At 67.0% G+C, this 26,070-nt stretch carries 36 protein-coding genes; 35 read left to right on the top strand and 1 reads right to left on the bottom strand.

Annotated elements, in window-relative coordinates; all coding sequences use genetic code 11:
• The first annotated feature begins 2 nt into the window (after positions 1-2).
• The 35 genes from rpsG to truA all read left to right on the top strand — a co-directional run bounded on the left by rpsG (position 3) and on the right by truA (position 23,919).
• Positions 3-473: a 30S ribosomal protein S7 gene (rpsG, locus tag ACFY16_RS35765; RefSeq protein ID WP_003992340.1), complete on the top strand. Its 471-nt coding sequence runs from the start codon at positions 3-5 to the stop codon at positions 471-473.
• Positions 474-512: 39 nt separating this feature from the next.
• Positions 513-2,639, top strand: coding sequence for an elongation factor G (gene fusA / locus ACFY16_RS35770; RefSeq protein WP_390651402.1), 2,127 nt, complete (start codon positions 513-515; stop codon positions 2,637-2,639).
• 154 nt (positions 2,640-2,793) lie between these two features.
• Positions 2,794-3,987, top strand: coding sequence for an elongation factor Tu (gene tuf / locus ACFY16_RS35775; RefSeq protein ID WP_390651403.1), 1,194 nt, complete (start codon positions 2,794-2,796; stop codon positions 3,985-3,987).
• 495 nt (positions 3,988-4,482) lie between these two features.
• Positions 4,483-5,838: an NADP-specific glutamate dehydrogenase gene (gdhA, locus tag ACFY16_RS35780; protein WP_390651404.1), complete on the top strand. Its 1,356-nt coding sequence runs from the start codon at positions 4,483-4,485 to the stop codon at positions 5,836-5,838.
• A gap of 552 nt (positions 5,839-6,390) precedes the next feature.
• On the top strand, positions 6,391-6,699 hold the full coding sequence (gene rpsJ / locus ACFY16_RS35785) for a 30S ribosomal protein S10 (RefSeq protein ID WP_003948644.1): 309 nt from the start codon (positions 6,391-6,393) through the stop codon (positions 6,697-6,699).
• 17 nt (positions 6,700-6,716) lie between these two features.
• A complete protein-coding gene (gene rplC / locus ACFY16_RS35790) occupies positions 6,717-7,361 on the top strand; it encodes a 50S ribosomal protein L3 (RefSeq protein ID WP_007384065.1) in 645 nt (214 codons plus the stop codon).
• Positions 7,362-7,369: 8 nt separating this feature from the next.
• Complete coding sequence (gene rplD, locus ACFY16_RS35795) at positions 7,370-8,023, top strand: 50S ribosomal protein L4 (RefSeq protein WP_390651405.1); 654 nt, start codon at positions 7,370-7,372, stop codon at positions 8,021-8,023.
• Positions 8,023-8,442 carry a 50S ribosomal protein L23 gene (rplW, locus tag ACFY16_RS35800; RefSeq protein ID WP_390651406.1) on the top strand — a complete coding sequence of 140 codons (420 nt, stop codon included), beginning with the start codon at positions 8,023-8,025 and terminating at the stop codon, positions 8,440-8,442. The genes rplD and rplW overlap by 1 nt, the downstream gene beginning before the upstream one ends.
• A gap of 40 nt (positions 8,443-8,482) precedes the next feature.
• The gene (gene rplB / locus ACFY16_RS35805) at positions 8,483-9,319 is read left to right on the top strand and encodes a 50S ribosomal protein L2 (protein WP_007494772.1); all 837 of its coding nucleotides are present in this window, start codon (positions 8,483-8,485) and stop codon (positions 9,317-9,319) included.
• Positions 9,320-9,331: 12 nt separating this feature from the next.
• Positions 9,332-9,613 (top strand): 30S ribosomal protein S19, encoded by a 282-nt coding sequence (rpsS, locus tag ACFY16_RS35810; RefSeq protein WP_361628157.1) that lies wholly within the window; start codon positions 9,332-9,334, stop codon positions 9,611-9,613.
• Between the two features lie 41 nt (positions 9,614-9,654).
• Entirely contained in the window at positions 9,655-10,002 is a 348-nt protein-coding gene (gene rplV, locus ACFY16_RS35815) for a 50S ribosomal protein L22 (protein WP_006130776.1), read from the top strand.
• Positions 10,002-10,829 (top strand): 30S ribosomal protein S3, encoded by an 828-nt coding sequence (gene rpsC / locus ACFY16_RS35820; RefSeq protein ID WP_004927271.1) that lies wholly within the window; start codon positions 10,002-10,004, stop codon positions 10,827-10,829. Before rplV ends, rpsC begins: the two co-directional genes overlap by 1 nt.
• A 5-nt stretch (positions 10,830-10,834) precedes the next feature.
• Positions 10,835-11,254, top strand: coding sequence for a 50S ribosomal protein L16 (rplP, locus tag ACFY16_RS35825; RefSeq protein ID WP_004927269.1), 420 nt, complete (start codon positions 10,835-10,837; stop codon positions 11,252-11,254).
• Positions 11,254-11,478: a 50S ribosomal protein L29 gene (gene rpmC, locus ACFY16_RS35830; RefSeq protein ID WP_010036720.1), complete on the top strand. Its 225-nt coding sequence runs from the start codon at positions 11,254-11,256 to the stop codon at positions 11,476-11,478. The genes rplP and rpmC overlap by 1 nt, the downstream gene beginning before the upstream one ends.
• On the top strand, positions 11,478-11,765 hold the full coding sequence (gene rpsQ / locus ACFY16_RS35835) for a 30S ribosomal protein S17 (RefSeq protein ID WP_390651407.1): 288 nt from the start codon (positions 11,478-11,480) through the stop codon (positions 11,763-11,765). The genes rpmC and rpsQ overlap by 1 nt, the downstream gene beginning before the upstream one ends.
• 103 nt (positions 11,766-11,868) lie before the next feature.
• Positions 11,869-12,237: a 50S ribosomal protein L14 gene (gene rplN, locus ACFY16_RS35840; RefSeq protein WP_003998823.1), complete on the top strand. Its 369-nt coding sequence runs from the start codon at positions 11,869-11,871 to the stop codon at positions 12,235-12,237.
• A gap of 2 nt (positions 12,238-12,239) precedes the next feature.
• A complete protein-coding gene (rplX, locus tag ACFY16_RS35845) occupies positions 12,240-12,563 on the top strand; it encodes a 50S ribosomal protein L24 (protein ID WP_033272457.1) in 324 nt (107 codons plus the stop codon).
• On the top strand, positions 12,563-13,120 hold the full coding sequence (gene rplE / locus ACFY16_RS35850) for a 50S ribosomal protein L5 (RefSeq protein ID WP_016434630.1): 558 nt from the start codon (positions 12,563-12,565) through the stop codon (positions 13,118-13,120). Before rplX ends, rplE begins: the two co-directional genes overlap by 1 nt.
• 5 nt (positions 13,121-13,125) lie before the next feature.
• A complete protein-coding gene (locus tag ACFY16_RS35855) occupies positions 13,126-13,311 on the top strand; it encodes a type Z 30S ribosomal protein S14 (RefSeq protein WP_003948630.1) in 186 nt (61 codons plus the stop codon).
• 214 nt (positions 13,312-13,525) lie between these two features.
• A complete protein-coding gene (rpsH, locus tag ACFY16_RS35860; protein ID WP_007494756.1) occupies positions 13,526-13,924 on the top strand; it encodes a 30S ribosomal protein S8 in 399 nt (132 codons plus the stop codon).
• A gap of 24 nt (positions 13,925-13,948) precedes the next feature.
• A complete protein-coding gene (rplF, locus tag ACFY16_RS35865) occupies positions 13,949-14,488 on the top strand; it encodes a 50S ribosomal protein L6 (RefSeq protein ID WP_099969705.1) in 540 nt (179 codons plus the stop codon).
• 3 nt (positions 14,489-14,491) lie between these two features.
• On the top strand, positions 14,492-14,875 hold the full coding sequence (gene rplR, locus ACFY16_RS35870; RefSeq protein ID WP_030174556.1) for a 50S ribosomal protein L18: 384 nt from the start codon (positions 14,492-14,494) through the stop codon (positions 14,873-14,875).
• Between the two features lie 68 nt (positions 14,876-14,943).
• On the top strand, positions 14,944-15,549 hold the full coding sequence (gene rpsE, locus ACFY16_RS35875) for a 30S ribosomal protein S5 (RefSeq protein WP_019753099.1): 606 nt from the start codon (positions 14,944-14,946) through the stop codon (positions 15,547-15,549).
• Positions 15,549-15,731, top strand: a complete 183-nt coding sequence (gene rpmD / locus ACFY16_RS35880) for a 50S ribosomal protein L30 (RefSeq protein WP_003974250.1) — start codon at positions 15,549-15,551, stop codon at positions 15,729-15,731. The genes rpsE and rpmD overlap by 1 nt, the downstream gene beginning before the upstream one ends.
• Before the next feature lie 2 nt (positions 15,732-15,733).
• Complete coding sequence (rplO, locus tag ACFY16_RS35885; protein ID WP_003974249.1) at positions 15,734-16,189, top strand: 50S ribosomal protein L15; 456 nt, start codon at positions 15,734-15,736, stop codon at positions 16,187-16,189.
• Positions 16,190-16,433: 244 nt separating this feature from the next.
• Complete coding sequence (gene secY / locus ACFY16_RS35890) at positions 16,434-17,747, top strand: preprotein translocase subunit SecY (RefSeq protein WP_351143393.1); 1,314 nt, start codon at positions 16,434-16,436, stop codon at positions 17,745-17,747.
• Positions 17,747-18,409 (top strand): adenylate kinase, encoded by a 663-nt coding sequence (locus ACFY16_RS35895; protein ID WP_390651408.1) that lies wholly within the window; start codon positions 17,747-17,749, stop codon positions 18,407-18,409. Before secY ends, ACFY16_RS35895 begins: the two co-directional genes overlap by 1 nt.
• A 152-nt stretch (positions 18,410-18,561) precedes the next feature.
• Complete coding sequence (gene map, locus ACFY16_RS35900; RefSeq protein WP_390651409.1) at positions 18,562-19,398, top strand: type I methionyl aminopeptidase; 837 nt, start codon at positions 18,562-18,564, stop codon at positions 19,396-19,398.
• A 305-nt stretch (positions 19,399-19,703) separates the two neighbouring features.
• Complete coding sequence (gene infA, locus ACFY16_RS35905) at positions 19,704-19,925, top strand: translation initiation factor IF-1 (protein ID WP_003948620.1); 222 nt, start codon at positions 19,704-19,706, stop codon at positions 19,923-19,925.
• A 59-nt stretch (positions 19,926-19,984) separates the two neighbouring features.
• On the top strand, positions 19,985-20,098 hold the full coding sequence (gene rpmJ / locus ACFY16_RS35910; RefSeq protein ID WP_003998809.1) for a 50S ribosomal protein L36: 114 nt from the start codon (positions 19,985-19,987) through the stop codon (positions 20,096-20,098).
• Between the two features lie 194 nt (positions 20,099-20,292).
• Positions 20,293-20,673 carry a 30S ribosomal protein S13 gene (rpsM, locus tag ACFY16_RS35915; RefSeq protein WP_009300593.1) on the top strand — a complete coding sequence of 127 codons (381 nt, stop codon included), beginning with the start codon at positions 20,293-20,295 and terminating at the stop codon, positions 20,671-20,673.
• 69 nt (positions 20,674-20,742) lie between these two features.
• A complete protein-coding gene (gene rpsK, locus ACFY16_RS35920; protein ID WP_003956432.1) occupies positions 20,743-21,147 on the top strand; it encodes a 30S ribosomal protein S11 in 405 nt (134 codons plus the stop codon).
• Positions 21,148-21,266: 119 nt separating this feature from the next.
• Positions 21,267-22,289: a DNA-directed RNA polymerase subunit alpha gene (locus tag ACFY16_RS35925; RefSeq protein WP_003966937.1), complete on the top strand. Its 1,023-nt coding sequence runs from the start codon at positions 21,267-21,269 to the stop codon at positions 22,287-22,289.
• Between the two features lie 181 nt (positions 22,290-22,470).
• Positions 22,471-22,974 (top strand): 50S ribosomal protein L17, encoded by a 504-nt coding sequence (rplQ, locus tag ACFY16_RS35930; protein WP_390651410.1) that lies wholly within the window; start codon positions 22,471-22,473, stop codon positions 22,972-22,974.
• 87 nt (positions 22,975-23,061) lie between these two features.
• A complete protein-coding gene (truA, locus tag ACFY16_RS35935; protein WP_390651411.1) occupies positions 23,062-23,919 on the top strand; it encodes a tRNA pseudouridine(38-40) synthase TruA in 858 nt (285 codons plus the stop codon).
• Positions 23,920-23,938: 19 nt separating this feature from the next.
• Here the strand turns inward: truA and ACFY16_RS35940 are convergent, their stop codons facing one another.
• The gene (locus ACFY16_RS35940) at positions 23,939-25,963 is read right to left on the bottom strand and encodes a glycosyl hydrolase family 28-related protein (RefSeq protein ID WP_390651412.1); all 2,025 of its coding nucleotides are present in this window, start codon (positions 25,961-25,963) and stop codon (positions 23,939-23,941) included.
• Between the last annotated feature and the right edge of the window lie 107 nt (positions 25,964-26,070).

A 26,070-nucleotide genomic window follows, 5' to 3' on the forward strand; every position in this document is an offset into this window, starting at 1 on the left:
GAATGCCTCGTAAGGGCCCCGCCCCGAAGCGCCCGGTCATCATCGACCCGGTCTACGGTTCTCCTCTTGTCACGTCGCTGATCAACAAGGTGCTGCTGAACGGCAAGCGCTCCACCGCCGAGCGCATCGTCTACGGCGCCATGGAGGGTCTGCGTGAGAAGACGGGCAACGACCCGATCATCACGCTGAAGCGCGCGCTGGAGAACATCAAGCCGACCCTTGAGGTCAAGTCCCGCCGTGTCGGTGGTGCGACCTACCAGGTTCCGATCGAGGTCAAGCCCGGTCGTGCCAACACCCTCGCGCTGCGCTGGCTCGTCGGTTACTCGCGTGCCCGTCGCGAGAAGACCATGACCGAGCGTCTCCTCAACGAGCTTCTCGACGCCTCGAACGGCCTCGGTGCGGCCGTGAAGAAGCGCGAGGACACCCACAAGATGGCCGAGTCCAACAAGGCCTTCGCGCACTACCGCTGGTAGTCGCAGACCCCATCGAGACCGAGAGAAGACTGAAGCCTTATGGCTACCACTTCACTTGACCTGGCCAAGGTCCGCAACATCGGGATCATGGCCCACATCGACGCGGGCAAGACGACCACCACCGAGCGGATCCTCTTCTACACCGGCGTCAGCTACAAGATCGGTGAGGTCCACGACGGCGCCGCCACCATGGACTGGATGGAGCAGGAGCAGGAGCGTGGCATCACGATCACCTCTGCTGCCACCACCTGTCACTGGCCGCTCGAGGACAACGACTACACGATCAACATCATCGACACCCCGGGGCACGTCGACTTCACGGTCGAGGTGGAGCGCTCGCTGCGCGTCCTCGACGGTGCCGTCACGGTGTTCGACGGTGTCGCCGGTGTCGAGCCGCAGTCCGAGACGGTGTGGCGTCAGGCCGACCGTTACGGCGTGCCGCGCATCTGCTTCGTGAACAAGCTGGACCGTACCGGCGCCGAGTTCCACCGCTGCGTGGACATGATCTCGGACCGCCTGGGCGCCCAGCCGCTCGTCATGCAGCTTCCGATCGGCGCCGAGGCCGACTTCAAGGGCGTTGTGGACCTGGTCCGCATGAAGGCGCTCGTGTGGTCCGCCGAGGCCGCCAAGGGCGAGATGTACGACGTCGTCGACATCCCGGCCACGCACACCGAGGCCGCTGAAGAGTGGCGCGGCAAGCTGGTCGAGGCCGTCGCGGAGAACGACGAAGAGATCATGGAGCTGTACCTGGAGGGCCAGGAGCCCACCGAGGAGCAGCTGTACGCCGCGATCCGTCGCATCACCATCGCGTCCGGCAAGTCCAACGACACCACGGTCACCCCGGTGTTCTGTGGCACCGCGTTCAAGAACAAGGGCGTCCAGCCCCTGCTCGACGCGGTCGTGCGCTACCTGCCGACCCCGCTCGACGTCGAGGCCATCGAGGGCCACGACGTCAAGGACCCCGAGGTCGTCGTCAAGCGCAAGCCGTCGGACGAGGAGCCGCTGTCCGCGCTCGCGTTCAAGATCATGAGCGACCCGCACCTCGGCAAGCTCACCTTCGTCCGGATCTACTCCGGTCGCCTGGAGTCCGGCACCGCGGTGCTGAACTCGGTCAAGGGCAAGAAGGAGCGCATCGGCAAGATCTACCGCATGCACGCGAACAAGCGTGAGGAGATCGACTCGGTGGGCGCCGGCGACATCGTCGCCGTGATGGGCCTCAAGCAGACCACCACCGGTGAGACGCTGAGCGACGACAAGGCCCCGGTGATCCTGGAGTCCATGGACTTCCCGGCGCCGGTCATCCAGGTCGCCATCGAGCCCAAGTCCAAGGGTGACCAGGAGAAGCTGGGTGTCGCCATCCAGCGTCTCGCGGAGGAGGACCCCTCCTTCCAGGTCCACTCGGACGAGGAGACCGGCCAGACCATCATCGGTGGTATGGGCGAGCTGCACCTCGAGGTGCTGGTCGACCGTATGCGCCGTGAGTTCAAGGTCGAGGCCAACGTCGGCAAGCCGCAGGTCGCGTACCGCGAGACGATCCGCAAGGCCGTCGAGCGCGTGGACTACACCCACAAGAAGCAGACCGGTGGTACCGGTCAGTTCGCCAAGGTGCAGATCGCGATCGAGCCCATCGAGGGCGGCGACGCCTCGTACGAGTTCGTGAACAAGGTGACCGGTGGTCGCATCCCGAAGGAGTACATCCCTTCGGTCGACGCCGGTGCGCAGGAGGCCATGCAGTTCGGCATCCTCGCCGGCTACGAGATGACGGGCGTCCGCGTCACGCTCATCGACGGCGCCTACCACGAGGTCGACTCCTCCGAGCTCGCGTTCAAGATCGCCGGTTCGCAGGCCTTCAAGGAGGCCGCGCGCAAGGCCAGCCCCGTGCTTCTCGAGCCGATGATGGCCGTCGAGGTCACCACGCCCGAGGACTACATGGGTGAGGTCATCGGCGACATCAACTCCCGCCGTGGCCAGATCCAGGCCATGGAGGAGCGGGCGGGTGCCCGTGTCGTGAAGGGTCTCGTGCCCCTCTCGGAGATGTTCGGCTACGTCGGAGACCTCCGTAGCAAGACGTCGGGTCGCGCAAGCTACTCGATGCAGTTCGACTCCTACGCCGAGGTTCCGCGGAACGTCGCCGAGGAGATCATCGCGAAGGCCAAGGGCGAGTAACGCTCCGCGTTCCCACGCTTTAGGCTTGACTCCGGAGCCCGGAGGGGCATTCACCCGCATTTGTGGGGGAATGCCCCCGGGCCCGGGCTTTCCAGCAAAGATCACCTGGCGCCGATGAAGCAAGGCGTTCAGAACCACTCCACAGGAGGACCCCGTGGCGAAGGCGAAGTTCGAGCGGACTAAGCCCCACGTCAACATCGGCACCATCGGTCACATCGACCACGGTAAGACGACCCTCACGGCCGCCATTACCAAGGTGCTGCACGACAAGTACCCGGACCTGAACGAGGCCTCGGCCTTCGACCAGATCGACAAGGCTCCTGAGGAGCGCCAGCGCGGTATCACCATCTCCATCGCGCACGTCGAGTACCAGACCGAGGCGCGTCACTACGCCCACGTCGACTGCCCGGGTCACGCGGACTACATCAAGAACATGATCACCGGTGCCGCGCAGATGGACGGCGCGATCCTCGTGGTCGCCGCCACCGACGGCCCGATGCCGCAGACCAAGGAGCACGTGCTCCTGGCCCGCCAGGTCGGCGTTCCGTACATCGTTGTCGCCCTGAACAAGGCCGACATGGTGGACGACGAGGAGATCCTGGAGCTCGTCGAGCTCGAGGTCCGTGAGCTCCTCTCCGAGTACGAGTTCCCGGGCGACGACGTCCCGGTCGTCAAGGTCTCGGCGCTCAAGGCGCTCGAGGGCGACGCGACGTGGGGCCAGTCCGTCCTGGACCTCATGGACGCCGTCGACTCCGCCATCCCGGAGCCGGAGCGTGACGTCGACAAGCCGTTCCTCATGCCCATCGAGGACGTCTTCACGATCACCGGTCGCGGTACGGTCGTCACCGGCCGTATCGAGCGTGGTGTCCTGAAGGTCAACGAGACCGTCGACATCATCGGCATCAAGACCGAGAAGACCACCACCACGGTCACCGGTATCGAGATGTTCCGCAAGCTGCTCGACGAGGGCCAGGCCGGTGAGAACGTCGGTCTGCTGCTCCGCGGCATCAAGCGCGAGGACGTCGAGCGCGGCCAGGTCATCATCAAGCCGGGCTCGGTCACCCCGCACACCGAGTTCGAGGCCCAGGCCTACATCCTGTCCAAGGACGAGGGTGGCCGCCACACGCCGTTCTTCAACAACTACCGTCCGCAGTTCTACTTCCGTACGACGGACGTGACGGGCGTTGTGACCCTCCCCGAGGGCACCGAGATGGTCATGCCGGGTGACAACACCGAGATGTCGGTGCAGCTCATCCAGCCCATCGCCATGGAAGAGGGCCTGAAGTTCGCCATCCGTGAGGGTGGCCGGACGGTCGGCGCCGGCCAGGTCATCAAGATCACGAAGTGATCTTGAACTGACCCGGTAGCTCCGCCGCGAGCTCCAGAAGGGGCCCGTACGACTTCGGTCGTACGGGCCCCTTCGCCATGTCCGGGAACGGCCGCTCGGGAAACGCCGCGGCTCGGCCACGCCGACACACCGGAGAGCCCTCAGTCTCGCGGGGCGGACGAATACGTATACGAAAGCCGACCGGGGTTACGGTGTGAAGGAGATCCCCACAGGTGACGCGACCTTTGCCACGTGTACGAAGAATCACGTAACGCGGCTGAAATTCAGAGGTAACACTGTAGGGACGGTCCCCCGCCCGCGAGCGGGGGCTCCACTGGTCTGCGCACCGGCAACGGCGCCGAGCGCACCCCCGCCGGTCGTACCGGAGTGCCGGGGGCCCAGGCGTTTGCCCGTGCACGGGTGTGCCCCGGCCCCTCCACCGATGCCGCCGGAAACCACCCGGCCGAACCGACCCCGGTCAGCCGTTCCGGCAACCCCATCAGAAGGGACCCCCAGGTGACCCGTCCTGACACGAAGAGCCGTATCGCGTCCTTGCTCGCCGACATCGAGCGGCGCAATCCGGCGCAGCCCGAGTTCCACCAGGCCGCGCACGAGGTGCTCGAAACCCTGGCTCCGGTCCTTTCGCAGCGCCCGGAGTACGCGGACGCGGCCCTCGTCGAGCGCCTGGTGGAGCCCGAGCGGCAGATCATCTTCCGTGTCCCGTGGCAGGACGACCACGGAAAGGTCCAGGTCAACCGGGGCTACCGCGTGGAGTTCAACAGCGCGCTCGGCCCGTACAAGGGCGGTCTGCGGTTCCACCCGTCGGTGAACCTGGGCATCGTGAAGTTCCTCGGCTTCGAGCAGATCTTCAAGAACGCCCTGACCGGTCTGGGCATCGGCGGCGGCAAGGGCGGCAGCGACTTCGACCCGCGCGGCAGGTCGGACGCGGAGGTCATGCGGTTCTGCCAGTCGTTCATGACGGAGCTGTACCGGCACATCGGTGAGCACACGGACGTTCCGGCGGGCGACATCGGTGTGGGCGGCCGGGAGATCGGCTACCTGTTCGGCCAGTACCGGCGCATCACCAACCGCTGGGAGGCCGGTGTCCTCACCGGCAAGGGCACACACTGGGGCGGTTCGCTGATCCGGCCCGAGGCGACCGGCTACGGCAACGTCCTGTTCGCCGCCGCCATGCTGCGGGAGCGCGGCGAGGACCTGGAGGGCCAGACCACGGTCGTCTCCGGCTCCGGCAACGTCGCGATCTACACCATCGAGAAGCTCGCCGCCCTTGGCGCCAACGCGGTGACCTGCTCCGACTCCGGCGGCTACGTCGTCGACGAGAAGGGCATCGACGTCGACCTGCTCAAGCAGGTCAAGGAGGTCGAGCGCGGCCGGGTCTCCGACTACGCGGCACGGCGCGGCGCGTCGGCGCGGTTTGTCGCGGGCGGCAGCGTCTGGGACGTGCCGGGCGACGTCGCGCTGCCCTCGGCGACCCAGAACGAGCTGGACGCGGCCGCGGCGGCCACGCTGATCGGCAACGGCGTCAAGGCGGTCTCCGAGGGCGCCAACATGCCCACCACTCCCGAGGCGGTCCACCTCTTCCAGGAGGCGGGCGTCGCCTTCGGCCCCGGCAAGGCGGCCAACGCGGGCGGGGTCGCGGTCAGCGCGCTGGAGATGAGCCAGAACCACGCCCGCACCTCATGGTCGCGGGAGCGGGTCGAGGACGAGCTGACCCACATCATGAACAGCATCCACGCCATCTGCCACGAGACCGCCGAGCGCTACGGCGTCGCGGGCGACTATGTCAGCGGTGCGAACATCGCGGGCTTCGAGCGCGTCGCCGACGCGATGCTGGAGCAAGGTGTGATCTGACTGAGGTTCGCCATCTGCAAGGGCGCCGGACGGTCGGCGCCGGCCCAGGACATCAAGATCACGAAGTGACCTCGTGCCGGACCCGATGGCTTCAGCCTGAGCCGACCTCCGGAAGGGGCCCACCTCGTCGCGGCGACCCGGGTTTGACCTACGTCACCTTAGGGGTATTGTCTCCGGCTCGATTGGCCAGGCCCCTGCCCCATATGGCAGACTGTCGGAGTTGCTCGGTCGAGTGTTGATGCTGCGCGCCTCCCGCCGGGAGGACCGGAAGCGAGTCCCACAGTACTCGTCGTCCCAACTGCCTTTACGGCAGCGCTGGGACGGACGTACGGGAATCTTCCGGGAAGTGTCAGTGCGGCGCCGACCAGGCACCCGGTGGGCCTTTCGGCCCCCGACTTGCGGTTCCGGAAGGGCCGTGTTCCCCAGCAAGGGATGTCTCAGGTGGGACATCTGTGTGAGCGGGAGCGCGACACGCCCGACCGCGTGGGTCGGAGGAAGTGCACGGAATGCCGGGTTCCAGAGCGTTACGAGAGACAGGACTACTGAGTAGCCATGGCGGGACAGAAGATCCGCATCCGGCTCAAGGCCTACGACCACGAGGTCATCGACTCCTCGGCGAAGAAGATCGTCGAGACGGTGACCCGCACTGGTGCGTCGGTCGCGGGCCCGGTGCCGCTGCCCACTGAGAAGAACGTGTACTGCGTCATCAAGTCGCCGCACAAGTACAAGGACTCGCGCGAGCACTTCGAGATGCGCACGCACAAGCGCCTGATCGACATCCTCGACCCGACGCCCAAGACCGTTGACTCCCTGATGCGACTCGACCTTCCGGCCGGTGTCGACATCGAGATCAAGCTCTAGGGGTCGGTGATCTGAGAATGGCTAAGCAGATCAAGGGCATCCTGGGCGAGAAGCTCGGCATGACGCAGGTGTGGGACGAGAACAACCGTGTTGTTCCGGTCACCGTCGTCAAGGCCGGCCCCAACGTCGTCACCCAGGTCCGTACGAACGACGCCGACGGCTACGAGTCGGTCCAGATCGCCTTCGGCGAGATCGACCCGCGCAAGGTGAACAAGCCCCTCAAGGGTCACTTCGCCAAGGCCGACGTCACCCCCCGCCGCCACCTCGTCGAGATCCGTACCGCTGACGCCAGCGAGTACACCCTCGGCCAGGAGATCACCGCCGAGGTGTTCGAGGCCGGCATCAAGGTGGACGTGACCGGCAAGAGCAAGGGCAAGGGCTTCGCCGGTGTCATGAAGCGTCACAACTTCAAGGGCCTCGGCGCCGGTCACGGCACCCAGCGCAAGCACCGCTCCCCCGGCTCCATCGGTGGCTGCGCCACCCCGGGCCGCGTGTTCAAGGGCCTCCGCATGGCGGGTCGCATGGGCAACGAGCGGGTCACCACCCAGAACCTGACCGTCCACGCCGTTGACGCGGAGAAGGGTCTGCTGCTCATCAAGGGCGCGGTTCCCGGTCCGAACGGCGGCCTCGTCCTGGTCCGCACCGCGGCCAAGGGGGCCTGAGGTAACCGATGAGCACTGTTGACATCCTTTCGCCGGCGGGCGACAAGGCCGGATCCGTCGAGCTCCCCGCGGAGATCTTCGGCGTTGAAAAGGTCAGCATTCCGCTGATCCACCAGGTCGTCGTCGCACAGCTGGCCGCTGCCCGTCAGGGCACGCACAAGACCAAGACTCGTGGCGAGGTTCGCGGTGGCGGCAAGAAGCCGTACCGCCAGAAGGGCACCGGCCGCGCCCGTCAGGGCTCGACCCGCGCCCCGCAGTTCGCCGGCGGTGGCGTCGTCCACGGCCCCGTGCCGCGTGACTACTCGCAGCGGACCCCGAAGAAGATGAAGGCCGCGGCCCTGCGCCACGCCCTCACCGACCGGGCCCGCCACAACCGCATCCACGTCGTCTCCGGCGTGGTCGAGGGCGACATCTCCACGAAGGCCGCGAAGACGCTGTTCGGCAAGATCTCGGAGCGCAAGAACCTGCTCCTGGTCGTCGAGCGCAGCGACGAGGCCGCGTGGCTGTCCGCCCGCAACCTGCCCCAGGTCCACATCCTGGAGCCGGGCCAGCTCAACACGTACGACGTTCTCGTCTCGGACGACGTGGTCTTCACCCAGTCCGCGTTCGAGTCCTTCGTGTCTGGCCCCAAGGCCGCTGACACCGAAGGGAGCGAGGCCTGATGGCTACGCGTCACCCGAGCATCGCCTCGAAGGCGGCCAAGGCCGCCAAGGCCGCGCGCGTCGCCAAGGCACGCCGCCACGCCACCGAGGGCAAGAACACCGTCGAGACGCCGCTGAGCAAGTCCTTCACGGACCCCCGTGACGTGCTGCTCAAGCCGGTCGTCTCCGAGAAGAGCTACGCGCTGCTCGACGAGGGCAAGTACACCTTCATCGTCGCGCCCGGCTCCAACAAGACCCAGATCAAGGAGGCCGTCCAGGCGGTCTTCTCGGTCAAGGTCACCGGGGTCAACACGATCAACCGCCAGGGCAAGCGCAAGCGCACCAAGAGCGGTTTCGGTAAGCGTGCTGACAGCAAGCGCGCGATCGTGACCCTCGCCGAGGGCGACCGTATCGACATCTTCGGCGGTCCGACCTCCTGACGGAGGTCCGGATCGTCCGATATCGGACGAGGACTGAGAAATGGGTATCCGCAAGTACAAGCCGACGACTCCGGGCCGTCGTGGCTCCAGCGTCGCCGACTTCGTCGAGGTCACGCGGTCCACGCCGGAGAAGTCGCTGGTCCGCCCTCTGCACAGCAAGGGCGGCCGTAACAACGCCGGTCGTGTGACCGTTCGCCACCAGGGTGGCGGACACAAGCGCGCCTACCGCGTGATCGACTTCCGTCGTCACGACAAGGACGGCGTGCCGGCGAAGGTCGCGCACATCGAGTACGACCCCAACCGCACCGCGCGCATCGCGCTGCTGCACTACGCGGACGGCGAGAAGCGCTACATCCTCGCCCCGCGCAACCTGCAGCAGGGTGACCGCGTGGAGAACGGTCCCGGGGCCGACATCAAGCCGGGCAACAACCTGGCCCTCCGCAACATCCCGGTCGGTACCACGATCCACGCGATCGAGCTCCGTCCCGGTGGCGGTGCCAAGTTCGCCCGCTCCGCCGGTGCCTCCGTGCAGCTGCTCGCGAAGGAGGGCTCGATGGCCCACCTCCGCATGCCCTCCGGTGAGATCCGCCTGGTCGACCAGCGCTGCCGCGCCACGGTCGGCGAGGTCGGCAACGCCGAGCAGAGCAACATCAACTGGGGCAAGGCCGGCCGTAAGCGCTGGCTGGGCGTTCGCCCGACCGTTCGCGGTGTGGCGATGAACCCGGTCGACCACCCGCACGGTGGTGGTGAGGGCAAGACCTCCGGTGGTCGCCACCCGGTCTCCCCGTGGGGTCAGAAGGAGGGTCGTACTCGTTCGCCGAAGAAGGCTTCGAACAAGTACATCGTCCGCCGCCGCAAGACGAACAAGAAGCGCTAGGAGCGGGTTTAGATGCCGCGCAGTCTCAAGAAGGGGCCCTTCGTCGACGACCACCTGATCAAGAAGGTGGATTCGCAGAACGAAGCCGGCACCAAGAACGTCATCAAGACCTGGTCCCGCCGCTCGATGATCATCCCGGCCATGCTCGGCCACACGATCGCGGTGCACAACGGCAAGACCCACATTCCGGTGTTTGTCACCGAGTCGATGGTCGGCCACAAGCTCGGCGAGTTCTCGCCGACGCGCACCTTCCGGGGTCACGTCAAGGACGACCGGAAGTCGAAGCGCCGCTAACGCGGGGTGGAATGACCATGACAGACACTGGAAGGACAACCATGGAAGCCAGGGCCCAGGCGCGGTACATCCGCGTTACGCCCATGAAGGCCCGCCGCGTGGTGGACCTTATCCGTGGCATGGATGCCACGGAGGCTCAGGCGGTCCTGCGTTTCGCCCCGCAGGCCGCGAGCGTGCCGGTCGGCAAGGTGCTGGACAGCGCCATCGCCAACGCCGCGCACAACTACGACCACACCGATGTCGACAGCCTCTTCATCTCCGAGGCCTACGTCGATGAGGGCCCGACCCTGAAGCGGTTCCGTCCGCGTGCCCAGGGCCGTGCCTACCGGATCCGCAAGCGGACCAGCCACATCACCGTGGTCGTCAGCAGCAAGGAAGGAACCCGGTAATGGGCCAGAAGGTAAACCCGCATGGGTTCCGGCTCGGTGTCACGACCGACTTCAAGTCGCGTTGGTACGCCGACAAGCTGTACAAGGACTACGTCAAGGAAGACGTCGCCATCCGTCGGATGATGACGTCCGGCATGGAGCGCGCCGGCATCTCGAAGGTTGAGATCGAGCGCACCCGTGACCGCGTCCGTGTGGACATCCACACGGCCCGTCCGGGCATCGTCATCGGCCGCCGTGGCGCCGAGGCCGACCGCATCCGCGGCGACCTCGAGAAGCTCACGGGCAAGCAGGTCCAGCTGAACATCCTCGAGGTCAAGAACCCCGAGACCGACGCTCAGCTGGTTGCCCAGGCCGTCGCCGAGCAGCTCTCCTCCCGCGTCTCCTTCCGTCGGGCCATGCGTAAGAGCATGCAGTCCGCCATGAAGGCCGGCGCCAAGGGCATCAAGATCCAGTGCGGTGGCCGCCTCGGTGGCGCCGAGATGTCCCGCTCGGAGTTCTACCGCGAGGGCCGTGTGCCCCTGCACACGCTCCGCGCGAACGTGGACTACGGCTTCTTCGAGGCCAAGACGACCTTCGGCCGCATCGGTGTGAAGGTCTGGATCTACAAGGGCGACGTCAAGAACATCGCCGAGGTCCGCGCCGAGAACGCTGCTGCCCGCGCCGGCAACCGCCCGGCCCGTGGCGGCGCTGACCGCCCGGCCCGTGGTGGCCGCGGTGGCGAGCGTGGCGGTCGCGGTCGCAAGCCGCAGCAGGCTCCCGCTGCCGAGGCCCCCAAGGCCGAGGCTCCGGCTGCCGCTCCGGCTGAGAGCACCGGAACGGAGGCCTGACCGACATGCTGATCCCCCGTAGGGTCAAGCACCGCAAGCAGCACCACCCGAAGCGCCGTGGTCAGGCCAAGGGCGGTACGACGGTCGCGTTCGGCGAGTACGGCATTCAGGCCCTCACGCCGGCGTACGTGACCAACCGTCAGATCGAGGCGGCTCGTATCGCGATGACCCGCCACATCAAGCGTGGCGGCAAGGTCTGGATCAACATCTACCCGGACCGCCCGCTGACGAAGAAGCCTGCCGAGACCCGCATGGGTTCCGGTAAGGGTTCTCCGGAGTGGTGGATCGCGAACGTGCACCCGGGCCGGGTCATGTTCGAGCTGTCCTACCCCAACGAGAAGATCGCCCGTGAGGCCCTCACTCGCGCAGCCCACAAGCTGCCGATGAAGTGCCGGATCGTCAAGCGCGAGGCAGGTGAAGCGTGATGTCGGCCGGTACCAAGGCGTCCGAGCTGCGCGAGCTGGGCAACGAGGAGCTCCTCAACAAGCTCCGCGAGGCCAAGGAAGAGCTGTTCAACCTCCGCTTCCAGGCGGCGACGGGTCAGCTCGAGAACCACGGTCGGCTGAAGGCCGTCCGTAAGGACATCGCGCGGATCTACACCCTGATGCGTGAGCGCGAGCTGGGCATCGAGACGGTGGAGAGCGCCTGATGAGCGAGAGCAACGTGACCGAGAACACCACTGAGGCGCGCGGTTTCCGCAAGACCCGTGAGGGTCTCGTCGTCAGCGACAAGATGGACAAGACCGTCGTCGTCGCTGTCGAGGACCGTGTGAAGCACGCGCTGTACGGCAAGGTCATCCGCCGTACGAACAAGCTCAAGGCCCACGACGAGCAGAACGCTGCAGGCGTCGGCGACCGTGTCCTCCTCGCGGAGACCCGGCCGCTGTCCGCGACGAAGCGCTGGCGCATCGTCGAGATCCTCGAGAAGGCCAAGTAATCCCTCCTAGGGGGACCCCCTAGGCATCGTTCCGCCAGGCTCGGGGCGGGGCCGCCGTCGTGCGGCCCCGCCCCGGGAACCGGCAGACAACCAGGAGATAGACGTGATCCAGCAGGAGTCGCGACTGCGTGTCGCCGACAACACTGGTGCGAAGGAGATCCTTTGCATCCGTGTGCTCGGTGGCTCCGGTCGCCGCTACGCGGGCATCGGTGACGTCATCGTCGCCACCGTCAAGGACGCGATCCCCGGTGGCAACGTGAAGAAGGGTGACGTCGTCAAGGCGGTCATCGTTCGCACCGTCAAGGAGCGCCGCCGTCCGGACGGCTCGTACATCCGCTTCGACGAGAACGCCGCCGTCATTCTGAAGAACGACGGCGACCCTCGCGGCACCCGTATCTTCGGCCCCGTGGGCCGTGAGCTGCGCGAGAAGAAGTTCATGAAGATCATCTCGCTCGCGCCGGAGGTGCTGTAAGCATGAAGATCAAGAAGGGCGACCTGGTCCAGGTCATCACCGGTAAGGACAAGGGCAAGCAGGGCAAGGTCATCGCGGCCTTCCCCCGCGAGGACCGTGTCCTGGTCGAGGGTGTCAACCGGGTCAAGAAGCACACGAAGGCCGGCCCGACCGCCAGCGGTTCCCAGGCCGGCGGCATCGTGACCACCGAGGCCCCGATCCACGTGTCCAACGTTCAGCTGGTCGTGGAGAAGGACGGCAACAAGGTCGTCACGCGTGTCGGTTACCGCTTCGACGACGAGGGCAACAAGATCCGCGTTGCCAAGCGGACGGGTGAGGACATCTGATGGCTACCACCACCACCCCGCGTCTGAAGCAGAAGTACCGCGAGGAGATCGCGGGCAAGCTGCGTGACGAGTTCAAGTACGAGAACGTCATGCAGATCCCCGGCCTCGTCAAGATCGTGGTCAACATGGGTGTGGGCGACGCCGCCCGCGACTCCAAGCTGATCGAGGGCGCCATCCGCGACCTCACCACGATCACCGGTCAGAAGCCGGCCGTGACCAAGGCCCGCAAGTCCATCGCGCAGTTCAAGCTGCGTGAGGGTCAGCCGATCGGTGCCCACGTCACGCTCCGTGGCGACCGCATGTGGGAGTTCCTGGACCGCACCCTGTCGCTCGCGCTGCCGCGCATCCGCGACTTCCGCGGCCTGTCCCCCAAGCAGTTCGACGGCCGTGGCAACTACACCTTCGGTCTCACGGAGCAGGTCATGTTCCACGAGATCGACCAGGACAAGATCGACCGCGTCCGGGGTATGGACATCACCGTGGTCACCACGGCGACCAACGACGCTGAGGGCCGCGCGCTCCTTCGTCACCTCGGCTTCCCCTTCAAGGAGGCGTGAGCGAGATGGCGAAGAAGGCTCTGATCGCGAAGGCTGCTCGCAAGCCCAAGTTCGGCGTGCGTGGCTACACGCGCTGCCAGCGCTGCGGCCGTCCCCACTCCGTGTACCGCAAGTTCGGCCTGTGCCGCGTGTGCCTTCGTGAGATGGCTCACCGTGGCGAGCTGCCGGGCGTGACCAAGAGCTCCTGGTAGTCCCCCTAATAAGGGATTCCAAGGGCTCTCGGTAAGCACTGGGCGTGTCAGGCGCCCTCCTCTCCATGGCTTAGGCTTGGGGGGTTGGGCGCCTGATTGCCGCCCGTACGACTTACTACGCCGTAGGTCCACCGCGCCGCACCCGTCCCGTCCCGGATCGGGGAGAGGGATGGCGCACCAGGAAACCCCGGCGAGAGAGGCCGAAGGCCAATTCATGACCATGACTGATCCGATCGCAGACATGCTTACGCGTCTGCGGAACGCGAACTCGGCATACCACGACTCCGTGACGATGCCGGCATCGAAGATCAAGTCTCACATCGCGGAGATCCTCCAGCAGGAGGGCTTCATCACGGGCTGGAAGATCGAGGACGCCGAGGTCGGCAAGAACCTCGTCCTCGAGCTGAAGTTCGGCCCGAACCGTGAGCGCTCCATCGCGGGCATCAAGCGGATCTCCAAGCCCGGTCTCCGGGTTTACGCGAAGTCCACCAACCTGCCGAAGGTGCTCGGCGGCCTGGGCGTGGCGATCATCTCCACGTCCCACGGGCTCCTCACCGACAAGCAGGCCGGCAAGAAGGGCGTGGGTGGGGAAGTCCTCGCCTACGTCTGGTAGCGGAAGGGAACGGAGGAAACAGCTATGTCGCGTATTGGCAAGCTCCCCATCACGGTTCCCGCCGGCGTGGACGTCACCATCGACGGCCAGACGGTTTCGGTCAAGGGTCCCAAGGGCTCGCTGACCCACACCGTCGTGGCGCCGATCGAGATCGCCAAGGGTGAGGACGGCGTTCTGAACGTCACCCGCCCCAACGACGAGCGTCAGAGCAAGGCCCTGCACGGCCTGTCCCGCACGCTGGTGGCGAACATGATCACCGGCGTGACCCAGGGTTACGTGAAGAAGCTCGAGATCAGCGGTGTCGGTTACCGCGTGACCGCCAAGGGTTCGAACCTCGAGTTCGCGCTCGGCTACAGCCACCCGATCACCGTCGAGGCACCCGAGGGCATCACCTTCAAGGTGGAGACCCCGACCCGCTTCCAGGTCGAGGGCATCGACAAGCAGAAGGTCGGCGAGGTTGCGGCCAACATCCGCAAGCTGCGCAAGCCCGACCCGTACAAGGCCAAGGGTGTCAAGTACGAGGGCGAAGTCATCCGCCGCAAGGTCGGAAAGGCGGGTAAGTAAGCCATGGCATACGGACAGAAGATCCTGAAGGGCGACGCCTACAAGCGCGCCGCGATCAAGCGCCGTCACATCCGGATCCGCAAGCGGATCGCCGGTACGGCGGAGCGTCCCCGCCTGGTCGTTACCCGCTCCAACCGCCACATCGTGGCCCAGGTGATCGACGACCTCAAGGGTCACACCCTTGCGTCGGCGTCCACCCTGGACACCTCGATCCGCGGTGGCGAGGGTGACAAGTCGGCCCAGGCCAAGCAGGTCGGCGCGCTTGTCGCCGAGCGTGCAAAGGCCGCGGGTGTCGAGGCTGTCGTATTCGACCGTGGTGGCAACCAGTACGCCGGGCGCATCGCCGCCCTGGCGGACGCCGCCCGCGAAGCCGGCCTGAAGTTCTAGAGGCCGCCCGTCGCGGCAGCGACTAAAAGTTGCCGCGTAGCTAGCGGAAACAGAGAGAGGTAATTCCAATGGCTGGACCCCAGCGCCGCGGAAGCGGTGCCGGTGGCGGCGAGCGGCGGGACCGGAAGGGCCGTGACGGCGGCGCAGCTGCCGCCGAGAAGACCGCTTACGTTGAGCGCGTCGTCGCGATCAACCGCGTCGCCAAGGTTGTGAAGGGTGGTCGTCGCTTCAGCTTCACCGCGCTGGTCGTGGTGGGCGACGGTGACGGCACCGTGGGTGTCGGTTACGGCAAGGCCAAGGAGGTGCCGGCCGCCATCGCCAAGGGTGTTGAGGAGGCCAAGAAGCACTTCTTCAAGGTCCCCCGTATCCAGGGCACCATCCCGCACCCCATCCAGGGTGAGAAGGCTGCCGGCGTCGTGCTGCTCAAGCCCGCGTCCCCCGGTACCGGCGTTATCGCCGGTGGCCCGGTGCGTGCCGTGCTCGAGTGCGCCGGTATCCACGACGTGCTGTCGAAGTCGCTCGGCTCCGACAACGCGATCAACATCGTGCACGCGACCGTGGAGGCCCTGAAGGGCCTGCAGCGTCCCGAGGAGATCGCGGCTCGCCGTGGTCTGCCCCTCGAGGACGTCGCTCCCGCGGCTCTTCTCCGTGCGCGTGCCGGGGCTGGTGCGTAATGGCGCAGCTCAAGATCACGCAGGTGAAGTCGTACATCGGCAGCAAGCAGAACCACCGTGACACCCTGCGCTCCCTTGGTCTCAAGGGCATCAACACGCAGGTCGTCAAGGAGGACCGCCCCGAGTTCCGCGGCATGGTGCACACCGTCCGCCACCTCGTGACGGTCGAGGAGGTCGACTGATCATGGCGGAGAACAACCCGCTCAAGATCCACAACCTCCGTCCGGCCCCCGGCGCCAAGACCGCCAAGACCCGTGTCGGTCGTGGTGAGGCGTCGAAGGGTAAGACGGCCGGTCGTGGTACCAAGGGTACGAAGGCCCGTTACCAGGTTCCGGAGCGCTTCGAGGGTGGCCAGATGCCCCTCCACATGCGTCTTCCGAAGCTGAAGGGCTTCAAGAACCCGTTCAAGACCGAGTTCCAGGTCGTGAACCTCGACAAGCTGGCCGCGCTCTACCCCGAGGGTGGCGAGGTCACCGTCGAGGGTCTGGTGGCCAAGGGTGCCGTTCGCAAGAACAGCCTCGTCAAGGTCCTCGGCCAGGGCGAGATCTCCGTGGCGCTGCAGGTGACGGTCGACGCCGTCTCCGGCTCCGCCAAGGAGAAGATCACCGCCGCCGGCGGCACCGTCACCGAGCTCGTCTGATCCACTCAGGCGTCTCGATGACTTGAACGATCCCGACCGGGGATACCCACATAAGGGGTATCCCCGGTTGGTCGTTCCAAGGGGGCAGTCTCGCCGGTAAGGTGGCCTGCACTGTCCACTTTCTTTTCCGGGTGCGTCACATGGGGCACCCTGAGCGGCAGTCGACCGTTCTCAAGTCGTCATTCCATTGGAATCTCAAGACCGTCACCCTTGACGCAGTTGCGCGGGGGTCGCAGGAGGCACCGTGCTCACCGCGTTCGCCCGGGCGTTCAGGACGCCCGACCTGCGCAAGAAGCTGCTCTTCACGCTCGGCATCATCGTGGTCTACCGGGTCGGTACCCACATCCCGATCCCGGGCGTCGACTACAAGTCCGTCCAGCAGTGCGTGGACGAGGCATCCGGCAACCAGGGCCTCTTCGGTCTGGTCAACATGTTCAGCGGCGGTGCGCTGCTGCAGATCACGATCTTCGCGCTCGGCATCATGCCGTACATCACGGCGAGCATCATTCTGCAGCTGCTGACCGTGGTGATCCCGCGCCTGGAAGCCCTCAAGAAGGAGGGCCAGGCCGGTACGGCGAAGATCACGCAGTACACCCGCTACCTGACCGTGGCGCTCGCCATCCTGCAGGGCACCGGCCTGGTGGCCACCGCCCGCAGCGGCGCGCTGTTCTCCGGTTGCACGGTCGCCTCGAGCATCGTCCCGGACCGCGCGATCTTCACCACCATCACGATGGTCATCTGCATGACCGCCGGTACGGCCGTCGTCATGTGGCTGGGCGAGCTCATCACCGACCGCGGCATCGGCAACGGCATGTCGATCCTGATGTTCATCTCGATCGCCGCGACCTTCCCGTCCGCGCTGTGGGCCATCAAGAAGTCGGGCACCCTCGCCGACGGCTGGATCGAGTTCGGCACCGTCATCGCGGTCGGTCTGGTCATGGTGGCCCTGGTGGTCTTCGTCGAGCAGGCCCAGCGCCGTATTCCCGTGCAGTACGCGAAGCGCATGATCGGCCGTCGTTCCTACGGCGGTACGTCGACGTACATCCCGCTGAAGGTCAACCAGGCGGGTGTGATCCCCGTCATCTTCGCCTCGTCGCTGCTCTACATCCCGGCGTTGGTCGCGCAGTTCTCCGGCAGCAATTCCGGCTGGAAGACGTGGGTTCAGACGAACTTGACCAAGGGTGACCACCCGATTTACATCACTTCGTACTTCTTGCTCATCGTTTTCTTCGCGTTCTTCTACGTGGCGATCTCCTTCAACCCCGAGGAAGTCGCGGACAACATGAAGAAGTATGGTGGCTTCATCCCGGGCATCCGGGCTGGCCGACCGACCGCTGAGTACCTCAGCTACGTGCTCAACCGGATCACCTGGCCGGGTTCGCTGTACTTGGGTCTGATCGCTCTCGTCCCGACGATGGCGTTGGTTGGCTTCGGGGCAAGCCAGAACTTCCCGTTCGGCGGGACCAGCATCCTGATCATCGTGGGTGTGGGTCTCGAGACTGTGAAGCAGATTGAGAGCCAGCTCCAGCAGCGCAATTACGAAGGGTTCCTCCGCTGATGCGAATCGTCCTCGTCGGGCCGCCGGGTGCCGGTAAGGGAACGCAGGCCACGCGCCTTGCCGAGAAGCTCCGCGTTCCCCACATCTCCACGGGCGACCTGTTCCGCGCCAACATCAGCCAGCAGACGGAGCTCGGGAAGCTCGCGAAGTCCTACATGGACGCCGGCAACCTCGTCCCCGACGAGGTCACCATCGCGATGGCCAAGGACCGCATGGAGCAGCCCGACGCCGTGAACGGCTTCCTGCTCGACGGTTTCCCGCGCAATGTCTCGCAGGCCGAGGCGCTGGACGAGCTCCTCGAGGGCGAGGGCATCAAGCTGGACGCGGTGCTGGACCTGGAGGCGCCCGAGGAGGAGGTCGTCAAGCGGATCGCCGGCCGGCGCATCTGCCGCAACGACTCCTCGCACGTCTTCCACGTGACGTACAAGCCGGCGGCCAAGGAAGGCGTCTGCGACGTCTGCGGCGGCGAGCTGTACCAGCGGGACGACGACTCCGAGGGCACCGTCCGCACGCGGCTCGAGGTCTACCACACGCAGACCGAGCCGATCATCGACTACTACAAGGCGCAGGGCCTGGTCGTCACGATCTCGGCGCTGGGCCCGGTGGACGAGGTCACGAAGCGGGCGCTGGAAGCGCTGAAGCGCGAGGACGACGCCAAGTAGTCGTTCGTACGTCGCTGTAGCCGCGGTTTCCCTTCGAGGGGGCCGCGGCTGCTGTGTGGGGGGCGGTTGTACCCCCACGTATCGTTGAGACATCCGCAGTCCGCAGTCCGCAGCCCCTCCGGTCCGGAGCGTCCAGAAAGGCCGTAGCCCCCATGGTGCAGATCAAGACCCCCGAGCAGATCGCCAAGATGCGAGCGGCGGGGCTGGTCGTCGCCGCCATTCACGCGGCCACGCGGGAGGCGGCCGTGCCCGGGGCGACGACCAAGGACCTGGACGAGGTCGCGCGCAAGGTGCTCGCGGAGCATGGCGCCAAGTCGAACTTCCTCGGCTACGGCGGTTTCCCCGCGACGATCTGCACCTCCGTGAACGACGTCGTGGTCCACGGCATCCCGTCCGAGGACGTCGTCCTCAAGGACGGCGACATCATCTCCATCGACTGCGGCGCGATCGTCGACGGCTGGCACGGCGACGCCGCCTACACCGCGTTCGTGGGTTCCGGTCACGCCCCGGAGCTGATCGAGCTCTCCCGGGTGACCGAGGAGTCGATGTGGGCCGGCATCGCGGCCATGAAGCAGGGCAGCCGGCTCGTCGACGTCTCCCGCGCCATCGAGACGTACATCCGCCGCCAGCCCAAGCCCGGCGGCGGCCGGTACGGGATCATCGAGGACTACGGCGGCCACGGCATCGGCACCGAGATGCACATGGACCCGCATCTGCTGAACTACGTCGACCGCCGCCGCGGCAAGGGCCCCAAGCTCGTCCCCGGCTTCTGCCTCGCCATCGAGCCGATGGTCTCCCTGGGCACCCCGAAGACCGAGGTCCTCGAGGACGACTGGACGGTCATCACCACGGACGGCACCTGGTCCTCCCACTGGGAGCACTCCGTCGCCCTGACCGAGCAGGGCCCGCTGGTCCTCACGGCGCCGGACGGCGGCAAGGCGAAGCTGGCGGAACACGGGATCACGGCCGCGCCGGACCCGCTTGCCTGACGACGACCCCGGCCCACGACCGTCGGCCGGAGGCCGGCGCGGCCGGCCGAAGCTCGTGAGGCGCCCCTGGCACCGAGCCGGCGAGAGCGGCGTCGAGCCGGTTCGGCGGCAAGGCCGGGCCGGCGGAGTACGGAGTCACGGCTTCGCCGGACCCCGTTGCATGATGATCTTCCGCGTGGGGCAGACTTCCCCGATTCGTGTTTCCGGGTGCGCTGACGTAGACTGACTCGTCGGCTCTCGTGCACCCGCATGCCTGCATGCGCTCGTACGGAGTCGATCAAGGTAGTCGATTCGAAGGGCGAAGCGTGGCCAAGAAGCAAGGTGCCATCGAGATCGAGGGCACTGTCGTCGAGTCTCTGCCGAACGCCATGTTCAAGGTCGAGCTCCAGAACGGCCACCAGGTCCTGGCACACATCAGCGGCAAGATGCGTATGCACTACATCCGCATCCTCCCTGACGACCGGGTCGTGGTGGAGCTGTCTCCGTACGACCTGACGCGTGGCCGGATCGTCTACCGGTACAAGTAGATCTTGCCCGCGCCCCGGGCCTCCCGAGGCGATGGCACTGACCCGGAGAACCTCACCCAATGAAGGTCAAGCCGAGCGTCAAGAAGATCTGCGACAAGTGCAGGGTGATCCGCCGTCACGGCCGGGTCATGGTCATCTGCGAGAACCCGCGCCACAAGCAGCGCCAGGGCTGACGCACGACCGCACCCTCTGCACTTCGCAGAAATTCGCGCGACGCAAGCTGAATATGTTCATACGCAGCACCCAGGCCTGAGCGAATCAAGCCTGACACCCCCGGCTCGGAGGCCGGGGACCCAGTTCGTACCTCGTACGGCGACTGGGACTCGGTCCTGCGGAAGACCTCCGAAGATTCAACTGGAGCCATTGAATGGCACGCGTTTCCGGTGTTGACATCCCGCGCGAAAAGCGCGTGGAGGTCGCCCTCACCTACGTGTTCGGCATCGGCCGGACCCTCTCGAAGGAGACGCTGGCAGCGACCGGCGTCGACCCGAACACCCGCGTTCGCGACCTCTCCGAGGAGCAGCTCGTCGCGATCCGCGAGTACGTCGACAACAACATCAAGACCGAGGGTGACCTCCGTCGCGAGATCCAGGCCGACATCCGCCGCAAGGTCGAGATCGGCTGCTACCAGGGTCTGCGGCACCGCCGCGGTCTGCCCGTCCGCGGTCAGCGCACCAGCACGAACGCTCGTACCCGCAAGGGCCCGCGTCGCGCCATCGCCGGCAAGAAGAAGCCGGGCAAGAAGTAGTCCTCAGCGGACAACGCTTCATCAGCGGTCTTCGCTGTAGGACCGACCACCTCCCCGTAGGAGTTACAGATGCCCCCCAAGGGTCGTCAGGGCGCTGCCAAGAAGGTGCGCCGCAAGGAAAAGAAGAACGTCGCTCACGGGCACGCCCACATCAAGAGCACGTTCAACAACACGATCGTCTCGATCACGGACCCCTCCGGCAACGTGATCTCCTGGGCCTCCGCCGGCCACGTCGGCTTCAAGGGCTCGCGCAAGTCGACCCCGTTCGCCGCGCAGATGGCCGCCGAGTCGGCCGCGCGCCGCGCGCAGGAGCACGGCATGCGCAAGGTCGACGTCTTCGTCAAGGGCCCGGGCTCCGGTCGTGAGACCGCGATCCGCTCCCTCCAGGCCACTGGCCTCGAGGTCGGCTCCATCCAGGACGTCACCCCCACCCCGCACAACGGCTGCCGTCCGCCGAAGCGCCGCCGCGTCTGACGCACGGCCGGTAGTTCCGGGCTTTCGGGCGGTACGGCTCTTCGGAGGCGTATCGCCCGTACCCTTGCAGTAACAGCAGGGCGTCAAATAGCGGGCGCCCATGACTGAAGGATCGCAACATGCTGATTGCTCAGCGTCCCTCGTTGACCGAAGAGGTCGTCGACGAGTTCCGCTCCCGGTTCGTGATCGAGCCGCTGGAGCCGGGCTTCGGCTACACCCTCGGCAACTCCCTGCGTCGTACGCTCCTCTCCTCGATCCCGGGTGCGGCGGTCACGTCCATCCGTATCGACGGTGTCCTGCACGAGTTCACCACCGTGCCGGGCGTCAAGGAGGACGTCACCGACCTGATCCTCAACATCAAGCAGCTGGTGGTCTCCAGCGAGCACGACGAGCCCGTCGTCATGTACCTGCGCAAGCAGGGCCCGGGCCTGGTCACCGCCGCTGACATCGCGCCGCCCGCCGGTGTCGAGGTGCACAACCCCGACCTCGTCCTCGCCACGCTCAACGGCAAGGGCAAGCTGGAGATGGAGCTCACGGTCGAGCGTGGCCGTGGTTACGTCTCCGCCGTGCAGAACAAGCAGGTGGGCCAGGAGATCGGCCGTATCCCGGTCGACTCCATCTACTCGCCGGTGCTGAAGGTCACGTACAAGGTCGAGGCGACCCGTGTCGAGCAGCGCACCGACTTCGACAAGCTGATCGTCGACGTCGAGACCAAGCAGGCCATGCGTCCCCGTGACGCCATGGCGTCCGCCGGTAAGACCCTGGTGGAGCTGTTCGGTCTGGCCCGCGAGCTCAACATCGACGCCGAGGGCATCGACATGGGCCCGTCCCCCACGGACGCCGCCCTTGCCGCCGACCTGGCGCTGCCGATCGAGGAGCTGGAGCTTACGGTCCGCTCCTACAACTGCCTCAAGCGTGAGGGCATCCACTCCGTGGGTGAGCTCGTCGCCCGCTCCGAGGCCGACCTCCTGGACATCCGCAACTTCGGTGCGAAGTCCATCGACGAGGTCAAGGCGAAGCTGGCCGGCATGGGCCTGGCCCTCAAGGACAGCCCGCCCGGATTCGACCCGACCGCTGCCGCGGACGCCTTCGGCGCCGACGACGACGCGGACGCGGGCTTCGTGGAGACCGAGCAGTACTGAGAGCTCGGGCCAGCCGGTCCGTTTTCGGGTGCGGGTGCGCTGTGCTTGATCGCGCAGTTCCCCGCGCCCCTTCCGGGAGCGCCCCTTCGGGGCCGCTCCCGGATCTCCGACAGGCGACCGCCTGCTCGGATACTGACCCCGGTACCTGATACGGCCGGGGCAGACACCTAGGAGAAACACCATGCCGAAGCCCACCAAGGGTGCCCGTCTGGGCGGCAGCGCCGCGCACGAGAAGCTGCTCCTCGCGAACCTCGCGAAGTCGCTGTTCGAGCACGGCCGGATCACCACCACCGAGGCGAAGGCCCGCCGTCTGCGGCCGTACGCCGAGCGTCTGGTCACCAAGGCGAAGAAGGGCGACCTTCACAACCGCCGTCAGGTGCTCCAGGTGATCACGGACAAGAGCATCGTCCACACGCTCTTCACCGAGATCGGCCCGCGCTACGAGAACCGCCCGGGTGGCTACACCCGTATCACCAAGATCGGTAACCGCCGTGGCGACAACGCGCCCATGGCCGTCATCGAGCTGGTGGAGGCGCTGACCGTGGCCCAGCAGGCCACCGGTGAGGCCGAGGCGGCGACCAAGCGTGCCGTCAAGGAGGCCGAGGAGACCAAGGTCGAGGAGACCAAGGTCGAGGACGCGGCTCCGGCCGCGGACGAGGCCGCTGAGGAGTCCAAGGACGCCTGAGGCTCTGCCTTGCAGTGAACGGGTCCGCCCTTCGGGGCGGGCCCGTTCCGCGTTTCCCGAAGGACGCAGGCTTGAGAGGATCTAGGGGTGAGTGACGAAGTACAGCCCGGGTTCGTACGGGTGCGAATGGATCTCTCGTACGACGGGACCGAGTTCTCCGGGTGGGCCAAGCAGGCCGGGGGACGGCGGACCGTGCAGGGGGAGATCGAGGACGCCCTGCGGACCGTGACGCGGTCCGGGCAGACGACGTACGAGCTGACCGTGGCCGGGCGGACCGACGCCGGGGTGCACGCGCGCGGACAGGTCGCCCATGTCGATCTGCCCCGGGAGGTCTGGGTCGAGCACCACGAGAAGCTGCTCAAGCGACTCGCCGGGCGCCTGCCCAAGGACGTACGGGTGTGGGCCCTCAGGGAGGCGCCCAGCGGCTTCAACGCCCGTTTCTCCGCGATCTGGCGGCGGTACGCCTACCGTGTCACCGACAACCCCGGCGGCGTCGACCCCCTGCTGCGCAACCATGTCCTCTGGCACGACTGGCCGCTCGACGTCGACGCCATGAACGAGGCAGCTCAGCGGCTGCTGGGGGAGCACGACTTCGCCGCCTACTGCAAGCGGCGGGAGGGCGCGACCACCATTCGTACGCTGCAGGAGCTGAGACTGCGCAAGGGCGAGGACGGGATCATCACCGCCACCGTCCGCGCCGACGCCTTCTGCCACAACATGGTGCGCTCGCTGATCGGGGCGCTGCTGTTCGTGGGGGACGGGCACCGTGGGCCGGACTGGCCGGGCAAGGTGCTCGCCGCGGGCGTACGGGATTCGGCCGTGCATGTCGTACGGCCGCACGGGCTGACGCTGGAGGAGGTCGGCTACCCGGCCGACGAGCTGCTGGCCGCCCGCAACAAGGAGGCGCGGAACAGGCGGACGCTGCCCGGGGCCGGGTGCTGCTGACCCGGCCCCGCGCCCGCGCCTACGCCGGTTCCACGATCAGCCACGCCACCGTCGAGGTGTCCCCGGCGACGCCCTTGACGCTGAAGGACGTGCCGGCGGTGCGGGCGGAGACGTAGGCGATGCCGGCCGGGGTGCCGCCGGGGGCCTGGACGGTCAGGAAGATGCGGCTGGTGGCGGTGACCGCGGTGGTCGCGACCGTGACCGCGGTGGCGCCGTTCAGGGTGAGGGTCCCCATCTTCGCGTTGGTGCCCTCCTTGACCTTGATGCCCTTGCCGGCCAGGCCCGCCACGATGTCCGAGTCGGCGCTGCCGACCTGGGCCGCGCCGAGCCGCCCCCAGCTGGTGTCCCGGCCGGTGGAGCCACCGGGGCCGAAGCTCTGGGTGCCGGCGATGTCCATGGCGAAGCGGTTGATCGAGTCGCCGGTGACCTGGGACTGGAAGGCACGGGAGGCGGTGTCGGCGCCGGTGACGGAGTAGCCCTGGCCCGCGGCCTGGGTCTGGACGAGGCTGACGCCGGGGCTCGCGGTGGCGTTGACGACCACGCCGGGCGTCGTACCGGACTGGCCGAGGGTGATGCGGCCGGTGTTGCGGCGGACGGTGACCGGGGTGTCGATCGCGGTGCCGTCGTCGGCGTACCGGACGAGGGCGAAGTCGGAGCCGTCGCCCGCGCCGGACTCGGCGGTGTCGGTGGTGCGCAGCGCCCAGCGGCGGTTCTTGCCACGCGACCAGAACTGCACGTCACGGGTGGTTCCGGCGGCCCCGGACACCATGTGGACGTCGGACTTGTCCCAGGTGATGCCCGTGTCGGTGTGGGTGCCGGCGGTGACGCCGCTGTGCCGTACGACGACCGCGCCGGCGTCGTTGAAGGGGGCCGTGACGCCGACGTACTCGCCGCCGACGAGCGAGACGCAACTGGCGGAGTTCAGGGCGGAGGTGGTGATGCCGTACGACGGGGAGTAGTCGCCCGTGTTGTCGTCGTTGCGGCCCGTCGAGGTGGAGCAGCCGGTGAGGACGACGCCCTCGGCCGCGCTGCCCGTGATGCTGAAGCCGGACCAGCCGGTGCCCGTCTTGCCGTCCCGCTTGGCCAGGCAGCCCAGGAACTGGATGAAGCGGCCACCGGCGGAGGTGGAGACGTGGAAGCCGTCCTGGCCGCTGCGGTCGGTGTTGCAACCGACGACGACCATGGAGTAGTTGATGCCGGTGATGTTGTAGCCGTGCCGGCCGTTCCACTCGGAGCGGCAGTCGACCATGGTCACGGCGTTGGGGTTGAGGATGTCGTAGCCGTGCAGGCTGTTGCCCTGGGAGTAGCACTGGAACAGGTCGGCGTCGACCAGGCCGCCGCCGGTGCCCTGGGAGTCGCCCCAGGTGAAGCCGTGGAGGTTGTTGTCCACGCAGTGGACCTGGTTGAACTGGAAGGCGGCCGCGTTCTGGGCGTTGACGCCGTTGCCGGTGAACCGCCAGATCGTCACCTTGTCCATGCCGACGTCCTTGACGCCGGGGTTGATGCGCACACCGTCGATGGGATCGCCCACCGTCGCGCCGTCCGGCACCTTGGTCAGCGTGTCGCGCCCGTCGAGCGCGAGGCCGTACAGGCGCGGGCCGCCCCGGTAGGCGGAATCGATGTACGCGCCCTGCGCGGGGGCCGGGTCGATGACGATCAGGGCCTCGCCGGTGAAGTTGCCGATGCCGGGGCGAAGGAAGGAGTCGGGCATGTTGGTGCGCACCGGGAAGTGCGGGTTCCAGTCGCCGCGCAGCGTCACGCCGAGGGAGAGCTTCAGGGGTGAGGCGATGCGGTACTTGCCCGGCGGGAAGTAGACCGTGCCGCCCTGGCCGGCCGCGTCGATGGCCTTCTGGATCGCGGGCTGGTCGTCGGCCGAGTCGTCGCCGAGCGCGCCGTAGGCGGAGTCTTTGACATTCAGCCATCCCGCGAGGGCGTCGGCCGCGGCCGCTTCGTCCGCCGTGGCGACGGTCGTGGCGAGGGCGGCGCCGCCGAGGCCCGCGGCGCTCGCGAGCAGGCGGCGTCTGGACGTACGGGCAGTGCTCATGTGCTGGTCCCCCCAAGGGATCGGCCCAAAGGCGAAGGCGATCGGCTTGATCACCGTTGATCGGCTCGATCAACGGTTGGGGGAGGCTCTCACACGTCCTTGACGAG

This window comes from Streptomyces sp. NPDC001315 (assembly GCF_042896175.1).
GTDB lineage: Bacteria > Actinomycetota > Actinomycetes > Streptomycetales > Streptomycetaceae > Streptomyces.

Coding starts and splice junctions, on each gene's coding strand:
- rpmD (WP_003974250.1), top strand. CDS start 15,549: ATGGCGCAGCTCAAGATCACGCAGGTGAAGTCGTACATCGGCAGCAAG.
- rplR (WP_030174556.1), top strand. CDS start 14,492: ATGGCATACGGACAGAAGATCCTGAAGGGCGACGCCTACAAGCGCGCC.
- rplD (WP_390651405.1), top strand. CDS start 7,370: ATGAGCACTGTTGACATCCTTTCGCCGGCGGGCGACAAGGCCGGATCC.
- ACFY16_RS35855 (WP_003948630.1), top strand. CDS start 13,126: ATGGCGAAGAAGGCTCTGATCGCGAAGGCTGCTCGCAAGCCCAAGTTC.
- ACFY16_RS35925 (WP_003966937.1), top strand. CDS start 21,267: ATGCTGATTGCTCAGCGTCCCTCGTTGACCGAAGAGGTCGTCGACGAG.
- rpsG (WP_003992340.1), top strand. CDS start 3: ATGCCTCGTAAGGGCCCCGCCCCGAAGCGCCCGGTCATCATCGACCCG.
- rplB (WP_007494772.1), top strand. CDS start 8,483: ATGGGTATCCGCAAGTACAAGCCGACGACTCCGGGCCGTCGTGGCTCC.
- rpsM (WP_009300593.1), top strand. CDS start 20,293: ATGGCACGCGTTTCCGGTGTTGACATCCCGCGCGAAAAGCGCGTGGAG.
- rpsC (WP_004927271.1), top strand. CDS start 10,002: ATGGGCCAGAAGGTAAACCCGCATGGGTTCCGGCTCGGTGTCACGACC.
- rplE (WP_016434630.1), top strand. CDS start 12,563: ATGGCTACCACCACCACCCCGCGTCTGAAGCAGAAGTACCGCGAGGAG.
- rplC (WP_007384065.1), top strand. CDS start 6,717: ATGGCTAAGCAGATCAAGGGCATCCTGGGCGAGAAGCTCGGCATGACG.
- rplX (WP_033272457.1), top strand. CDS start 12,240: ATGAAGATCAAGAAGGGCGACCTGGTCCAGGTCATCACCGGTAAGGAC.
- rpsJ (WP_003948644.1), top strand. CDS start 6,391: ATGGCGGGACAGAAGATCCGCATCCGGCTCAAGGCCTACGACCACGAG.
- rplP (WP_004927269.1), top strand. CDS start 10,835: ATGCTGATCCCCCGTAGGGTCAAGCACCGCAAGCAGCACCACCCGAAG.
- rpsE (WP_019753099.1), top strand. CDS start 14,944: ATGGCTGGACCCCAGCGCCGCGGAAGCGGTGCCGGTGGCGGCGAGCGG.
- rpsH (WP_007494756.1), top strand. CDS start 13,526: ATGACCATGACTGATCCGATCGCAGACATGCTTACGCGTCTGCGGAAC.
- ACFY16_RS35940 (WP_390651412.1), bottom strand. CDS start 25,963: ATGAGCACTGCCCGTACGTCCAGACGCCGCCTGCTCGCGAGCGCCGCG.
- rpsS (WP_361628157.1), top strand. CDS start 9,332: ATGCCGCGCAGTCTCAAGAAGGGGCCCTTCGTCGACGACCACCTGATC.
- rpmJ (WP_003998809.1), top strand. CDS start 19,985: ATGAAGGTCAAGCCGAGCGTCAAGAAGATCTGCGACAAGTGCAGGGTG.
- rplF (WP_099969705.1), top strand. CDS start 13,949: ATGTCGCGTATTGGCAAGCTCCCCATCACGGTTCCCGCCGGCGTGGAC.
- rpsQ (WP_390651407.1), top strand. CDS start 11,478: ATGAGCGAGAGCAACGTGACCGAGAACACCACTGAGGCGCGCGGTTTC.
- rplQ (WP_390651410.1), top strand. CDS start 22,471: ATGCCGAAGCCCACCAAGGGTGCCCGTCTGGGCGGCAGCGCCGCGCAC.
- rpmC (WP_010036720.1), top strand. CDS start 11,254: ATGTCGGCCGGTACCAAGGCGTCCGAGCTGCGCGAGCTGGGCAACGAG.
- rplO (WP_003974249.1), top strand. CDS start 15,734: ATGGCGGAGAACAACCCGCTCAAGATCCACAACCTCCGTCCGGCCCCC.
- rpsK (WP_003956432.1), top strand. CDS start 20,743: ATGCCCCCCAAGGGTCGTCAGGGCGCTGCCAAGAAGGTGCGCCGCAAG.
- fusA (WP_390651402.1), top strand. CDS start 513: ATGGCTACCACTTCACTTGACCTGGCCAAGGTCCGCAACATCGGGATC.
- rplV (WP_006130776.1), top strand. CDS start 9,655: ATGGAAGCCAGGGCCCAGGCGCGGTACATCCGCGTTACGCCCATGAAG.
- map (WP_390651409.1), top strand. CDS start 18,562: ATGGTGCAGATCAAGACCCCCGAGCAGATCGCCAAGATGCGAGCGGCG.
- ACFY16_RS35895 (WP_390651408.1), top strand. CDS start 17,747: ATGCGAATCGTCCTCGTCGGGCCGCCGGGTGCCGGTAAGGGAACGCAG.
- rplW (WP_390651406.1), top strand. CDS start 8,023: ATGGCTACGCGTCACCCGAGCATCGCCTCGAAGGCGGCCAAGGCCGCC.